At 48.2% G+C, this 13,654-nt stretch carries 13 protein-coding genes; 8 read left to right on the forward strand and 5 right to left on the reverse strand.

Annotated features, from left to right (window positions below; all coding sequences use genetic code 11):
- Position 1: 1 nt before the first annotated feature.
- The 4 genes from JW727_02240 to JW727_02255 all read left to right on the forward strand — a co-directional run bounded on the left by JW727_02240 (position 2) and on the right by JW727_02255 (position 4,993).
- Positions 2 to 1,234, forward strand: a complete 1,233-nt coding sequence (locus tag JW727_02240; protein MBN2094842.1) for an MFS transporter — start codon at positions 2 to 4, stop codon at positions 1,232 to 1,234.
- Positions 1,235 to 1,278: 44 nt separating this feature from the next.
- On the forward strand, positions 1,279 to 2,502 hold the full coding sequence (locus JW727_02245) for a hypothetical protein (protein MBN2094843.1): 1,224 nt from the start codon (positions 1,279 to 1,281) through the stop codon (positions 2,500 to 2,502).
- A gap of 86 nt (positions 2,503 to 2,588) precedes the next feature.
- Positions 2,589 to 4,466 carry a hypothetical protein gene (locus JW727_02250; GenBank protein ID MBN2094844.1) on the forward strand — a complete coding sequence of 626 codons (1,878 nt, stop codon included), beginning with the start codon at positions 2,589 to 2,591 and terminating at the stop codon, positions 4,464 to 4,466.
- 2 nt (positions 4,467 to 4,468) lie between these two features.
- The gene (locus JW727_02255; protein ID MBN2094845.1) at positions 4,469 to 4,993 is read left to right on the forward strand and encodes a hypothetical protein; all 525 of its coding nucleotides are present in this window, start codon (positions 4,469 to 4,471) and stop codon (positions 4,991 to 4,993) included.
- Here the strand turns inward: JW727_02255 and JW727_02260 are convergent, their stop codons facing one another.
- From JW727_02260 to JW727_02275, 4 genes are all read right to left on the reverse strand, one after another.
- Positions 4,994 to 5,692: a hypothetical protein gene (locus JW727_02260; protein MBN2094846.1), complete on the reverse strand. Its 699-nt coding sequence runs from the start codon at positions 5,690 to 5,692 to the stop codon at positions 4,994 to 4,996.
- Between the two features lie 197 nt (positions 5,693 to 5,889).
- Positions 5,890 to 6,198: a 50S ribosomal protein P1 gene (rpl12p, locus tag JW727_02265; protein MBN2094847.1), complete on the reverse strand. Its 309-nt coding sequence runs from the start codon at positions 6,196 to 6,198 to the stop codon at positions 5,890 to 5,892.
- A 252-nt stretch (positions 6,199 to 6,450) separates the two neighbouring features.
- Positions 6,451 to 6,873 carry a 50S ribosomal protein L19e gene (locus JW727_02270; GenBank protein MBN2094848.1) on the reverse strand — a complete coding sequence of 141 codons (423 nt, stop codon included), beginning with the start codon at positions 6,871 to 6,873 and terminating at the stop codon, positions 6,451 to 6,453.
- A 170-nt stretch (positions 6,874 to 7,043) separates the two neighbouring features.
- The gene (locus JW727_02275) at positions 7,044 to 8,189 is read right to left on the reverse strand and encodes a hypothetical protein (GenBank protein ID MBN2094849.1); all 1,146 of its coding nucleotides are present in this window, start codon (positions 8,187 to 8,189) and stop codon (positions 7,044 to 7,046) included.
- 76 nt (positions 8,190 to 8,265) lie between these two features.
- On the opposite strand from JW727_02275, the gene JW727_02280 reads away from it, so the two are divergent.
- The 4 genes from JW727_02280 to JW727_02295 all read left to right on the forward strand — a co-directional run bounded on the left by JW727_02280 (position 8,266) and on the right by JW727_02295 (position 12,072).
- Entirely contained in the window at positions 8,266 to 8,430 is a 165-nt protein-coding gene (locus JW727_02280) for an RNA-binding protein (protein MBN2094850.1), read from the forward strand.
- 388 nt (positions 8,431 to 8,818) lie between these two features.
- Positions 8,819 to 9,622: an ABC transporter ATP-binding protein gene (locus JW727_02285; GenBank protein MBN2094851.1), complete on the forward strand. Its 804-nt coding sequence runs from the start codon at positions 8,819 to 8,821 to the stop codon at positions 9,620 to 9,622.
- A 57-nt stretch (positions 9,623 to 9,679) separates the two neighbouring features.
- Positions 9,680 to 10,855: a COG1361 S-layer family protein gene (locus JW727_02290; GenBank protein ID MBN2094852.1), complete on the forward strand. Its 1,176-nt coding sequence runs from the start codon at positions 9,680 to 9,682 to the stop codon at positions 10,853 to 10,855.
- The gene (locus tag JW727_02295; GenBank protein ID MBN2094853.1) at positions 10,852 to 12,072 is read left to right on the forward strand and encodes an ABC transporter permease; all 1,221 of its coding nucleotides are present in this window, start codon (positions 10,852 to 10,854) and stop codon (positions 12,070 to 12,072) included. The genes JW727_02290 and JW727_02295 overlap by 4 nt, the downstream gene beginning before the upstream one ends.
- A 2-nt stretch (positions 12,073 to 12,074) precedes the next feature.
- On the opposite strand, the gene JW727_02300 is transcribed toward JW727_02295, so the two are convergent.
- Positions 12,075 to 13,322, reverse strand: coding sequence for a hypothetical protein (locus JW727_02300; protein MBN2094854.1), 1,248 nt, complete (start codon positions 13,320 to 13,322; stop codon positions 12,075 to 12,077).
- Positions 13,323 to 13,654: the final 332 nt, after the last annotated feature.

Raw genomic sequence — 13,654 nt, forward strand, 5'->3', positions numbered from 1 at the left:
AATGAAAAGAGGCCTGTCGATTGGGTCGGAGTTTAAGATGCTCTGGTTTTTCTATATTTTCGAGTTTCTTATCGGAATGTCCTGCTTTGTGGCGCCCTACTGGACGCTTTACTTTCTTGACGTTGGCATCAGCTATTCGCAGATTGGCCTGATAATTTCCCTGTCTGCTTTGGCAGGTCTTCTTTTTGAGGTTCCGACCGGAGCGATAGCGGATATTTTTGGAAGGAAGATTTCCGTGTTTCTTGCTTTTTTGATTGGCGCAATAACCGTTTTTCTTGTCCCGTTTAGCGATAACTGGGTTTGGATTGGGGCTTTGTTTTTTGCAATGTCCGCTGGCGCGACTTTTGCGTCCGGCGCTTACGAGGCCTGGCTTGTGGACTTTCTTAAGAAAAGTGGAAAGCAAAAATATGTGCATTCCGCCCTCTCAAGGACAACCAGCATCAACTACGCGGGGCAGGTTTTTGCTTATCTTGTTTCGGGTATAATTGTTGCTAAGCTTTCTATGGCTTGGCTGTGGTATCTTCAGGGGTGCTTGATGTTTCTTGGCGCGATTTTTATTGCATTTTTTGGCAGAGACCACTTTCCAAAAAAGCGGTTTAGTGGTTTTGGAAGAGCGCTTTCCGATACGCGTAAAATTTCTATGCGGTCTATGCGGGTTGTCTGGAGAAATTCCACCCTGAGGATTTTGATTCTGGCCGCGTTTTTGACTTCACTTGCGAGCATGACGGCAGTTGTCCTTCAGCCGTTTATGCTTGACATAGGCATTTCCCTTTATATGATTGGGCTGGTATTTGCAATCATCGGTGTTCTTGGTGCGGTCTTTTCGAATTTTAGCACGAACTTTCTTTCCTGCTTTGAAAACGAAAGGCGGGCGCTTGTGCTTTCAGAAATTCTTGTCTTCCTCCTGGTTTCCCTTATTGCATTTGTCGAATCTCCCGCCTTGTTTTTGGTCTTATGGATGGCTTTTTACACAGTGATGTTTTTGCGCTTTCCCATAAGAAGCGCGCTTTTTCAGAAAAGGGTTTCTTCAGGAGTTCGGGCTACGGCTGGCTCAGTAAAAGAAATGGTGGCCTCTATCGGGACGCTTATTGCTCCGTTGGCCGCAGGCCTGATTGCGGATGCTTATGGGGTGCGTGCAGTGCTGATTGCTTCTGCGCTTGTTTCACTTCCGATAATTTTTCTCTACAATTCCCTTGAAGATAAAGGCAAGCCCGGGAAAAAGGATGCGCCTTAGCTTTTGGAATATATATAGCGTGGCTGCTAATTAGATTATAGGGAATGGCCGGGGAAGAGGACTTTGGGAGAAAGGAAGATGTTTTTGGCAGGAAAGAAGAGGATATTTTTGGCGGAAAGTCTGCCTATAAAGACGATTTCGTAAAGCTGATAGTCGATGAGGGACAGCCAAAGCTTCTGTACCAAAACGGGGACTTTGCTGAGGGTGTTTTATACCAGGAAGGGCAAGACATAAAGCTGAGGCAGCTTTCCGAGGAAGGAAAGATTGTAACTTACCAGCTTAAGCCGGTTGGAATGGGAGACTACAAGCTAATAGAGGAAGCGCGAAATACTCCCGAGGAGCTTGGCATGACGTACCAGACAATGGAGCCTGCCCAGCAATACGGGAGTCTTCCACCTCAGGCAAAACGGCAGGATACTGCCCCTGAGGGTTTTTCTCAAGCCCCTTCCGAAAGGGCGAGGAGGCCCGCTCCGGAGGTTGAGGCGGAAATGGCGGCCCGAAGGTCTGCCGAAGCAGCACCCGAAAACCTAAGGATAGACATCACCAGCCAGAATGAAACCAAATCCGGGGATGTCGTGACTTATGAAGTAAAAACCTCAAGAGGGACTTTCGTAAAGAAGGAAAAAGTGAAAGAGGGCGCTGACGGAAAATTATATGCAAATCTCGAAGGGCCTCAATACGTTCGGCTCAGCAAGGATGATGACGGAAGCTACCAGCCGGAGGATATGGTGGTGGTCCCAGACGAGAAGTTTTTTTCAAAGCCAAAAGAAAAGAAGCCGGAAGTTTATGCTTCTGCCCCCGCCGCCCCAGTAGCTCCGCCTGAGCCAGCAGTGGAATGGAAGCCGCCGGAAAAGCCGGCGGAAAAGGAAAAGGCAGAGAAGCGGCCCGACATAACCCATGTTCGGATTTATCTGGAAAGGAGCGGGCCTTATGCCAAGTTCCAGGAGGTGGAAAAGAAAGGCAAAAATACAAAATATGTTACCCGCCCGGTTGAAGTGACCTATGACGGCGAAATTTTCGTGAAAAACGAAACCGACCCGCTGGACTCTACATACACCGAGCTTAAGGCAAGGCGTTGCCCTGACGGCCGGCTCAAGTTTTTTGCAGGAAAAAGGGACGTTGAAATAGATGACCCGTTTGGAGTGTTTTTCTCGCCCGAAGAAGCAAACAAAATCATAAAGGGCGGAAGCCCCAGCAAGGTTGTAGAAAGGGTTGGGAAAGACTACCGGAGGCGCGGAGGCAAAAGCCGCGTGATGTGGTCGTCCTGATTTTAATTTGTTGCCTTAATTAGCTTATCCAAGCCATCCAGCCCAATATATATAAAGCGCGGCTAATTTAATTATTGTGAGGACTTATGGCTGAGGAAGAGAAGAAGGCCGATCCGTGGAGGCAAGCATACTTGCTTTTTAGTGGTGGCGACCAATTTAGAGAATTGACTCCTACCAGAGATGGTTATGCTCTTGGAGACACCTATAGGGTAGATAGAGAGATTGCTCAAAAGTATAGCGATGCTTCTCCTATGAAGGATAAGGCCCGGTACGGATATGTAGTTAAAGATTCGGTTAATCCTAATTATCAGGAGGTTTATGAGATTGTCCAGGATCCAGTAAACGATTCCGTGTTTAGTATGAGGCGTGTAGGTATAGAGGAGAAGGGGGAATCTTCGGAATCTTCTGAAGGTCCACCTGGTGGCGCACCCGGGGCAGTGCCTCTAGGAGGAAGTATAGTAGAGAATACTTATAGTACTATGGGTGGCGGTGTTAGCTATGGCTCCCGGGGAACCGTTTCCGGGTCGGCAGGCAATTATACTGTAACCAAGGGTGAAGGAGGAAGAGTGGTTGTCGAGGACCCCAATAATCTATTTGAGTCGGAGGTGGTCAGGGGCAAGGATGGAAATAATTATGTCCGGGTGCAGGACAGGAATGGAAGGGAAACTGACACTTATCTTCGCGTAGAAAAGCATGGCGACTTATATGATGTCAAGGGCATGAAGAATGTCAAGAATCCTTCTTTCTTCACAGGAACCGGCACGGGCCGCAGAGGCGGCGGTAGTGGCGGCGGATGGGTTGGAGAATCAGCAAACGAATACAAAAATATCAAGGTTTCCGAGGATGGCACTCAGGTTACCTACGACTTTATATCCGGCGGTGGACGGAGAAAAAGAGGCACCAGCCAGCTTCTTCAGGATGCAGATGGCGAAAAGTATATCCAGCTTGACGGGGATGTTCACCTTCAGTTAAATGAGCGCGAAAACAAAGATGGAGACAAGATTTATTCTGCAAAGTCTCTGGTGGAGCTTATGTCCGGCTCGTTTGACCCTGTTTCTCCCGAGGATTCCGGCGGCTCGAAAAAAGGAAAGGTCGGCTATGACCTGAAAAAAGATATTCAGGAAATTGCTGCTTTTACAAATGGGTCAGCCCGCTATGTGGTGAGGGACAAGAAGGGGGTGGAAAATATTATCGATGGTGAGATACGCACAATGAATGGCGGCAAGGATTTTTATCTTCAGCTTTCTGATAAAGACGGCGAGCCAATAGAAGGAACTTATGCAAAGCTTAATTTTAACAAAGATAAGAGAAGATTTGAAGTCAAGGGCGAAACCAGAATCAGCGATGAAGGTATGTTTGATTCCTATAAAACCACCTCCAAGGAACTTCGCTCGCTCAATTCAAAAAGCTATAGCTCTTGGATGGGCTCAATCGTTTCTAAGGCGGCCGGGCGCGACAAAGTGGAGGAAGTTACAGGCGGCAATTATGGAGGTGAAGGCCCCGGAGGTGGCGGTGGTGGTAGAGTGGGAGCCAAAGTAGGAGAGACCACCATCTACCTTGGCGGTCCCAAGGCCGAAAAGCTCATGGGTTATGTTAAGAAAGCAGCTCCTGCTGCGGCAGTAGTTGGGGCTGGAGCATTGGCATTGGGTACAGTGGGAGTAGGAGCAGGAATTGCCAGTTTTACCCTCACTCCAGCAGCATCTGCCGCGGCACATACTTTGGCGAGTTACGCAGCAGGTCATTCGACGGCAGTTGCCGGTCTTGGCGGTTTGGCGGCACTTAAGATGATGGGCGGAGCCATAAAAAGTGCTTATCGGGGTACGGAGAGAAGGGTTTCTGGTTTTACCGGTAGACATATAATGGAAGAAGCTCCTCAGCAGGTTGGCGGCGCAGGAGGCGAATCTCCGGGCGCTGGCTCTGATCGAGATGCCTGGCTTCGTCAGGAATTTGGCGGTGGACAATAAATATGAAAAAAGCAAAAAAAGTTTCGGCAAAAGCGGTTAAAAAATCTGTGAAGAGGCAAGCAAAGACAGTTAAAACCTTCAGGGCAAAAGCTAAGCCAATTCAAAAGCCAAAAGCTCCCGCAAAAGGTAAAAACCTGAAGGTCAAAAAAATCTCAAAAGTGTCAGTAAAGACGCTCCGGCTCAAAAAGGGCGCACAGCAGGGTCCGACCTTTCTGGACTACTTCACGGAAGTCCAGACAAAATACAATGAAGAGGTAAAAGTCCTTTTGAGGGGAATCGACAAGGCAGAAGCTGAAGGAAACCTGCAGATGCTTGCAACCGCAAAGGTCGCTTCCGACGGCTATGGGAAGTTTTTCTTTGACCTTAAAGCTGACCTGAAAAAGGAAAAGCCGGCAGACCCGAAGGGAGCAAAGGTAGTAAATGAATACCTCGACGAGCAGATTGCGTTTTTTGCTTCCCTTTCAAGGGAAATCGAAAACCGGCTAAAGCAAAACCGCCTCTCAGACCTCAGAAAGGCCCTTGAGTAATCATTCCTTTTTTTCTTTAGAGTTTTCTGTGTCCTTTAGCTCCACAATCTCAATCGACTCTTCTTTTCCCTCGCAGGGCTTGTCCCATTCCTCGCCAGGAATATACGCCTTGCTGGGCGTTTCCTCGGCTTTTACTGCCTTTCCTTCTGGAGCGGCGGTTTCCTGTTTTGCAGGGGCCGCGCAGACCCTTGGAGGAGGGCATTCCTTAGGAACTTCAATAATCTCAACTATCTCCTGCGGCTTTTCGGCTTCTTTTTTTTCCATCTCCTTTGGCTTGCCGTTTGAGCCGTTTTCAAAGAAATTCTCCTTTATGTCTTTCCACAGGCTCTTTTCAGATACTTGTGGCCTTACAACCGGCGCAGGTTTTACTATCTGCCCGGCAGTTTCCGACTTTATGCCCAAGGTTTGCCGGATTTCGGACAGAATCTTCAGCTTTTCCTCGTTGTTTTTGGAATTGACGTACATATTCCAGAGCTCCTGCTTCATAAGCTCTGCTTCCTGGCGCACTTCCCGGACAACCTGGGCTTCCGACTTGAGGTTCTCTTCAAGTGCGGCGATTCCCATGCTTCGAAGGTCCTTTCGGACGTTTTTGGCAGGCAGGGCAAGCTTCTCCGATATTTTTTCGGGCACGTTTCCCATGAGGTAGAGCGCAACCACACTTCTTTTTCTTTCAAGCGCATCTTCTTTTCCGTTTGGCATATTTATCACCTAAATATAATTACTATTTATCTATAAATATCTTTATCTGCCTTTAAAGAGGGCAGTTTTTGCTTTTTTTAGAGAATTAACCCCCAAAAGGCCAAAATTACGAAAAACTAAAACCAGACTTCTTTTCGTTGCCTGCTTTGCTGGAATTGAATCTAGATAAACTTCTGAATTTTTATTTAGAGAAGTATTTATCCGAAAAGGCTGCTGAGACCTGCTGCTGCTTCTTCTTTCTTCTTTTCCTCGTCTTCTGGTTTCTTCTCTTCCTTGGTTTCTGCTCCAGCTGCCCCTGCGGTAGGTGCTGCCGCCACTGCTACAGGCGCTGCCATTGCAGTGTTCAGTACTTCTTCAATGTTTATGTCCTTGAGGTTTTCGACCGTTGCTTTTACCATCGCCTCATTTGCTTCAATTCCTGCCGCCTTGACAATTCCGGAAATTTCTTTCTCAGAGATTTCTTTCTTTGCCTCGTGCAACAATAATGCCGCGTAAATGTATTCCAGTCCCATATCTATCTATGCACGAAAACTTTAAAATAGTACTTAGGCAGGGGTTATTATTTGAGAGGCGGGCTCTTTGGGGCATAAGGGGGTTGTTTGCAAAGCCCTCTCCTGCGGTCTGGTCTTGCCTTTGAGGCACACACTGAATGGCTTTTCTAAAAACCGCCCCGAAGTGCTTCTAGGTTGAAGTATAGGCCCCAAGCCAATGGATTGGGCTATAGGAGTTAATAGAATTCACTCTTTTGGCCTAATTGCCTAATTTGCAGCGCTTTTCAAAAGCTCCTGCCTTTCAAGGTAGTTCTTGAGGTGGCTCTTGTCCCTGAAAAAGCCGCCCTTTGCCTTCCTGTAAAGGTCGTTATAAACCAGCTTTTCGATGAGACCTTCCTCCTTAAGGTACTTGAGCTCTGCCCGAAGGCCCCTTATCTTAATAATCCATTTCCTTTTTGAGGTTATCCTGGAGTGCTTTGCCCCTTTTCTCCTTCCCTGCTCTTTACGCTTGTTTTTGTTGATGGAGATGGTCTTTTTCTCTGGAAGCTTCTTGACAACGCCTTTTCGGACCAGCATCCTGATGTCCTGGGCGGTAATTGCTTCAGAAACCTCTTTTTTGTTTTCCGGGTTAAGCCACACTCTTGATTTCCCGATTTTGAGTATCCTCGAGGCAAGTCTTTTCTTGTCCATTAAATCAAATCTTTTAAAAAAATAAACGCTTGATGCTCCAATGGGGTTTTTTAGGTTTGGCCCGGAGATATATTTTGGAATATATTCTTTTTAGGCGGGCATGGATTAGAGGTATGCCTAACGAGCCAAAAAATAAAAACCTTAAAATCCAAACAAAACAAAAGCTGTTTCTAGCAGCTGCCGGTGCTTCCTGCTCCGTCGTAACCGTCTGAGTACATCGTGGCTGCCCTTGTCTTTGCAAGCTCAGTTGAGCAGAAAGCGGGCTTCGTGTTGAATCCGCAGCACAGAAGGTTCTTTGCTGCCTCAGCGCTTCTTCCGTCAGCTCCGTCTACAGCGAAATCAAACTCGCTTACCCTTTCCTGGTTCATTATCAGGGTTGGAGAGCCGGTAACCTGGTACTTGTCTGAAAGCTCGAAATCTTCCTTTGCATACTCTACGCCTTTGCTTGCGTCGCTCATGCACTCTTCAAGCTTGGCCTTGTCAACCTTTGCGCTTGTCAGGCAGTCCTCGCTCTTTCCTTCCTGCATGTAGCAGCCAACGTAGCCCCAGTATTTGTCACTCTGCTCTTCTCTGATGCATATCTGCCTGAGGTTTTCCTGGGCTTCGGCGTCTCCGTGCATGGAGGTAACCTTGCCGTTTGAAACTTCACCCATGTACCTGACTGTCAGGTATTGGGCAGCTTCAGGAGTGTTCTGGACGATTGCGTACATTATCCTCTGCATCTGAAGGCCGAATGGGCAGTTTGAGACCACGTATGCTTCCAAGACTGGCTTTTCGGCCTTTGCAAGCTGCGCGCAGACCTCTTCAGGGTCTTTTTGCTCTTCCTGCTGCTGCTCTTGCTCCTGTTCCTGCATCATTGCTTCGAATTCTGCGGTCAGGATTCCGGAAGGGCACAAAAGCTCCACATCCTTGGTTGCATATGAGTCGATTATCTGCGAGTACGGCCCGCTGGTGTAGTTCACCTTCACCTGGTAAATGCCCGTGTTTTCCACAGGGCTTACGTTAAGAAGGACTATGGTGTCTCCTTCACTTATAAGGTTTGCGGTGATGAAGTCAACTGCCTTGCTTCCAACAGCGTTTAGCTGAGCGGGGTCTGCTGTCGTGTTGGCCTCCTTTGAGCCCATTGCCGAGAACATAAGCCCTCCAATCGCCAAACCCACGATAAGCCCTGCTATAAACAGGGCTACGGTGTCAAAGGATTTTCCACATCCCTGCTTTGGTTCCGGGCTGCTTCTTTCCTCGTGCTTCTTTGATTCTTCACTGTGCTTTACTGGTGTTTCTTCTCTTTTAACAATGTTTTTGACTTTTTTTGCCATAATCTGATACGAAAATAAGCTTTTCTTTTTAATTTGCAGCCCTTTGGGGTGTCTTAATTTAAATTTTTCATATCTTATGGCAAAGGTCAAGTGCAGCGGATGCAATATCGGTCTTGTTGGAGAGAGTTTCGTCACTTTCGAGTGCCCCAACTGCTCAAAAACCCAGATTGTCCGGTGTGACACCTGCAGGAAAAATGGCAGAGCGTACACCTGCCCTGAATGCGGTTTTGTCGGGCCTTAATCCTGTATTAAGGGCTTGTTCTGGCTTTCTGTTTTGTGGCCTTAGGGCTTCTTGCGGTATTTTTGCGCTTTTTTTGCATTCGTTAACCCGCGTTTTTCCGGCTGGATGTATGGGTTTTTGATGGGCAAGGGTGGGTGTGATCTTTCAAAAAAACGGATACACGGGCTATTCACATATCGGGATTTGTAGTGACCCCCTTGTTTCACGTGGAAACCCAAATATATGCTTTATTCACGCGCCACAAAAGAGGTTTCCTGCCAATTATGGCTTATTTTGGGCTGTTCACGGCGGTTATCTGGGGAGGGTTGTTCATGCATCTTCAAATGTGAACCTTTCGTGAACGTGCGCGTGAATCAAATGTTTTTTCTATTGGAAAAGAAGTAATTATATGGGAGCTATAGTTGATTTGAAAAACGTTTCCAAGATTTATGACGTGGGCGACAGCAAGGTCTATGCTCTCGACGACGTTTCCCTGAAGATAGATGAAGGGGATTTCCTGATGATACTAGGCACAAGCGGCTCCGGCAAGTCCACGATGATGCACATGGTCGGCTGCCTTGACCTTCCGACAAAGGGAAAAATCCTGCTCGAGGGAAAGGATATCTCAGGAATGTCTGAAAGCCGGCTTGCAAACATCCGGGGAAAAAGCATCGGATTTGTATTCCAGACATTTAACCTCATCCAGACGATGACTGTTCTTGAAAATATACAATTGCCTCTTCTTTTCCAGGGAGTGCCACCGGAGGAGCGCGAGAAGAGGGCGCGTGAAATAGCAGAGGTTGTCGGGCTTAGCCACCGGCTGAACCACCGCCCGAACTCAATCAGCGGGGGTGAAAGGCAGAGGGTGGCTGTTGCAAGGGCCCTTGTTTCAGACCCTAAAATTATTATTGCGGATGAGCCAACGGGAAACCTTGACACCAAGACGGGCCGCAAAATCATGGATAAGCTCAGGGAGATAAACCAGCTTGGAAAAACCGTCATTGTGGTTACGCACGACGTTGACCTTACCTGCTACGCGACAAGGGTCATTTTCCTCCGGGATGGGAAAATCGTAAGCGAAGGCGGGCCCTGCTCGAACCCGCTTCTCACCGAGAAAAACTACCTGAAGGCGGCAAAATCTCCGGCCAGGGCTGAGAAAAAGCCAGTTAGTAAGCTGAAGGCCACAAGTTCGGGAAGGGCGAAGCGCAGATAGGGTATATTTATCCTGCGTAAGTAATTTATGAGGGTTAAAGGAATATTCTGGCTATTTATGGCAGTGTTTCTGGCCGGGGCTGTGTGCCCTGCTTTTGCATATGAGCCAGACTTTCCTGCAATTTCCATGACAGTTCTCCGGTACGAGCCGTTTCCGGCCCAGCCGGGCTCTTATGTGAAGCTTTGGATAAGGATTGAGAATTTTGGAATGAAGCCCGCCGAAAACTTTATGGTTGTTCTTGACCCGGAATACCCATTTTACCTCGACCCGAGCGAAAACGACACGAGGCATATAAGGTACCTGGAGGGCTTTGAGAACATACTGATAGACTACAAGCTCAGGGTTGCTCCCGATGCAGTACAGGGGGATAACGAGCTTAAGATAAGGTACTCTACGGGCGACAGGGACATCTGGGTCCAGAAGACTCTCAAGGTAAATGTGCAAACGCTGGACAAGAACATTGATATTGTCTCTGTCAGCAGCAGGAATGTAGCCCCCGGCGGCACTGTTCCCCTTGAGGTAATGCTCCTTAATAACGGGGACGCTTCCCTTCGGGACATTTCCCTAAAACTTGACTTATCAAGCCTTCCATTTTACCCAATAAACTCCACTTCGGAGAAGAAGATTTACCTGATGGAAAAAGGCAAGAGCACTTCAGTCAGCTTCGAGCTTATGGCTTCCCCGACAGCGGACTGCCAGCCATACAAGGTTCCGGTAACTCTTTCCTACAAGTCTCTTGACGGCACACAATATTCGAGAAGCGATTACCTGACCATTGTCGTCTGCTCGATGCCTGACCTTGTAATGGGGCTTGAATCGTCAGAGATACTTTATTCGGGCACGAGCGGTACGGTGACGGTAAACATTGTAAACAAGGGGCTTTCTGACGTGAAGCTTCTTACCCTGGAGCTTCTTGGCGGCGATTACGAGATTATCTCCCCAGCAAGCGTCTATGTCGGAAACCTGGAGTCAGATGATTTTGACACGGTGGATTATGACCTTTACATTAACGAAAGCGGGGAAATCCCTCTTCAGTTTCTTGCCGCCTACAGGGACGCAAACAATGGAGAGCACAAGGCAGAGTTTACCGTGCCTCTGAAAATTTACACTAAAGAGGAGCTTAGCAGGTACCAGCTGGTTCCTGCACAGGACAACACAGGACTGTTCATCCTGCTGCTTTTGGCTGCAGTTGTCGCTTACTGGTATTACAGGAGAAAAAAGAAGAAAAAATGATTGTTGACTTGTTCCGGCTTGCCGTGACTAATCTGGTTCACCGCTCACTCAGGAGCGGCCTTACGATAATAGGGATTTTCATAGGAATTGCCGCCGTGGTTTCGCTTATTTCGGTTGGGCAGGGCCTGCAGGACTCCATAAGCGAGCAGTTTGAGTCACTCGGCGCAAATGTCCTGACCATTTCTCCCGGGGCGGGGCTTTTATCAGGCCCGCCAGGAAGCTCCCTTTCCGCAGCAAAGCTTACCGACGATGATGTGCGTGTTATCGAGTCTGTCCGGGGAGTTGAAACTGCAGCCGGCTTTCAGTTCAAGCTTGGAAAAGTCAGGTTCCGGGACGAGCTGAAATACACCTATGTCCTTGGAATGCCTTCTGGAAAAGTTGCCGAGGACCTGATGGAGTCTCAGGGAATAGAGCTCCTCGAAGGCAGGGAGCTTAAGGAAGGCGACAGGTATTCAGCGGTTGTCGGCTACTCTTTTGGGCGTGACAATTTTTTCGAGAAAAACCTGAAAATAAGGGATCGGCTTGAAATCGAGGGGCAGGAGTTCAAGATAATAGGGGTTTATGATTCAGTAGGAAATCCTTCGGATGATTCTCAGGTTTACATTCCTCTTGACACCTTCAGGGAGGTCTTTAACGAGTCGGACAGCTTTGCGCTTGTCTATGTTCAGGTTCAGGAGGGCTTTGACCCCGAGGACGTTGCCGAAGACGTAAAGAAGGCGCTGAGAAAGTCAAGAGGCGTCAAGGAAGGGGAGGAGGACTTTACGATATCAACACCCCAGCAGCTTGCCGAGGTGTTTGCAAGCGTTTTCGGGGTAGTTCAGGGGTTTTTAATTGGAATTGCCGCGATATCACTTCTTGTCGGGGGCGTCGGGATAATGAACTCGATGTACACGTCAGTTCTTGAGAGGACAAAAGATATCGGAATAATGAAGGCGATAGGTGCAAGAAACGAGCACATACTGATTTTGTTTCTTTTTGAGTCCGGCCTTCTTGGGGTGGTCGGAGGGCTGTTTGGAATTGCCTTTGGCGTGATTCTTGCCAAGGCCGTTGAGTTTTTTGCGGCGTCTGCGGGGTACGGATTTTTGACCGCTTCCGTAACGCCGGAATTGATATTTGGCGCGCTCATGTTTTCCTTTGTGGTCGGCGCTATTTCAGGCGCGCTTCCCGCAAGGAGGGCTTCTCAGATGAACCCTGTTGACGCGCTAAGGCACGAGTAGAATTAAATCTGCTTTCTTGCTTTTTCTTCAGTTTCTTCCAGAAAACTGCCGTTTTGGGCAATCTGCGCCAGGAGCAGGTTTTCCAGATTTATGTTTGCCTGCCCGCTTTTCCCGTTTATCTTGAATGCTTTCGTGTAGAGGCCTTCTGAGTAGAGCGTTTCGATTACTGTAAGCCAGCCCTTGTTGTAAGGGAGGTAGGCGTCAAACCTCATGGCGTTGCCCCTCACCTTCCTGGAGATAACCCTGTAGCTGAGGCCGAACATGTCCATAAGCTCGAAAAGAAGCTTAGTGATCTGCTCCACTCTTGGGGCGTAGCCGGCGGGAGTCTCGAAAAAGGTGAGCAGGATTTTGCGGTTTTTTTCCGCGTAGAGGTAGTGCGGGCTTATGACTTTTCGCTTTTCAAGGGCCTTGTACAGGTTGAATGGAATTTCGTCGAAGACTACTCCCTTCTGGGTGGCTGAGAGGGACTTTACGTACCCGGTTATGAAGTACGCCTCGAAGAATTTCGGGTCGTCCTCGGTTTCGCAGAAAGTGTTGTTGAACGATTCCGGCGGCACAAGCTCGATTAATTCGGGGTTTTCAAGGAGGCCGAAAGAAGCGTGGCTTATGGGGTAAAACTCTTCCAGCCGGAAGCTTTCGGAGAGCTTGTTTAGGACTTTATGCTTTATCTCGGTGATTTTTTCGGCGCCTTTGGGGAGGTAAAAGTATTCCCCTTTTGCAAGCCCCCGTCTGGCAAGGTTATGCGTTTCCAGAATCTCGAAAGGGTTTTGTTTTGATGTGGTTGTAACGTCCTTTTTGCTGACAACTTTCCAGGCCTTTTCGGTTGCCTTGTCCTTAATCAGGTCTATGATTTTTTGCACGCCCCCGCTTCTTAAAAGGTCCTTTTCAAGGTCTTTGAAGACGACCTTGCACGTTTTGCCGTTGCATATGACAGTCTCCGTGAAGGGGATTTTGAGCTTTCCGACGTGCTCCAGGCCGAAGCTTATCTCATAGTAAGGAACGTAATAATCCCGGACGCCAATCCTGTACTCCTTTCCCCATTCGGAGATTCTCTTTACAAGCGAGAGCATGAAGCGCGTGAGCTCCTCGGTTCCCTCCAGGGAGAGGAAAAGCCGGTTTGTGTTGCAGATTCCCCTCGTGTAGCGCTCTTTCGAGTACCTCTTTATCTTCTCCAGAAACCTCTTAGAAGCCACCTGTCCCAATTCCTCTGACAGCGCAACCGTAAGCTCCGCCTGCGAACTAAGGGGCATAAAAGGGTTTGGGCTAATTTCTAATATAATTAATTACTTGGGCTCTATGATTATGCGCTGGTCGTCTAGATGACCTGTATTTGCAAAAATACAGTTCTCAGGACATTGGCTATGATACCGGCTTGCCAAGCCGGCGACCCGGGTCAGACTTTCTTTCTTTCGCAAAAGAAAGAACTTCCGACACCCCAAAGAAAGAAAACGCGGTTAAAGCGGCTAGCTTACGACTGCGTTTATCTCCGGGGTGAAAGGGTTTTCGAATCCCGGCCAGCGCAAATTTTCGTATTTTCTGTGCACCCTCCTTTTGAACTATCCTGAGGGATTAGTTCAGAGAG

The sequence above is a fragment of the Candidatus Aenigmatarchaeota archaeon genome (assembly GCA_016932615.1).
Lineage (GTDB): Archaea > Aenigmatarchaeota > Aenigmatarchaeia > QMZS01 > QMZS01 > JAFGCN01.

Excerpts from the sequence above, each read along its gene's own strand:
- JW727_02240 (MBN2094842.1), top strand. The coding sequence starts at position 2 with ATGAAAAGAGGCCTGTCGATTGGGTCGGAGTTTAAGATGCTCTGGTTT.
- JW727_02245 (MBN2094843.1), top strand. The coding sequence starts at position 1,279 with ATGGCCGGGGAAGAGGACTTTGGGAGAAAGGAAGATGTTTTTGGCAGG.
- JW727_02250 (MBN2094844.1), top strand. The coding sequence starts at position 2,589 with ATGGCTGAGGAAGAGAAGAAGGCCGATCCGTGGAGGCAAGCATACTTG.
- JW727_02255 (MBN2094845.1), top strand. The coding sequence starts at position 4,469 with ATGAAAAAAGCAAAAAAAGTTTCGGCAAAAGCGGTTAAAAAATCTGTG.
- JW727_02260 (MBN2094846.1), bottom strand. The coding sequence starts at position 5,692 with ATGCCAAACGGAAAAGAAGATGCGCTTGAAAGAAAAAGAAGTGTGGTT.
- JW727_02270 (MBN2094848.1), bottom strand. The coding sequence starts at position 6,873 with ATGGACAAGAAAAGACTTGCCTCGAGGATACTCAAAATCGGGAAATCA.
- JW727_02275 (MBN2094849.1), bottom strand. The coding sequence starts at position 8,189 with ATGGCAAAAAAAGTCAAAAACATTGTTAAAAGAGAAGAAACACCAGTA.
- JW727_02280 (MBN2094850.1), top strand. The coding sequence starts at position 8,266 with ATGGCAAAGGTCAAGTGCAGCGGATGCAATATCGGTCTTGTTGGAGAG.
- JW727_02285 (MBN2094851.1), top strand. The coding sequence starts at position 8,819 with ATGGGAGCTATAGTTGATTTGAAAAACGTTTCCAAGATTTATGACGTG.
- JW727_02290 (MBN2094852.1), top strand. The coding sequence starts at position 9,680 with ATGGCAGTGTTTCTGGCCGGGGCTGTGTGCCCTGCTTTTGCATATGAG.
- JW727_02295 (MBN2094853.1), top strand. The coding sequence starts at position 10,852 with ATGATTGTTGACTTGTTCCGGCTTGCCGTGACTAATCTGGTTCACCGC.
- JW727_02300 (MBN2094854.1), bottom strand. The coding sequence starts at position 13,322 with ATGCCCCTTAGTTCGCAGGCGGAGCTTACGGTTGCGCTGTCAGAGGAA.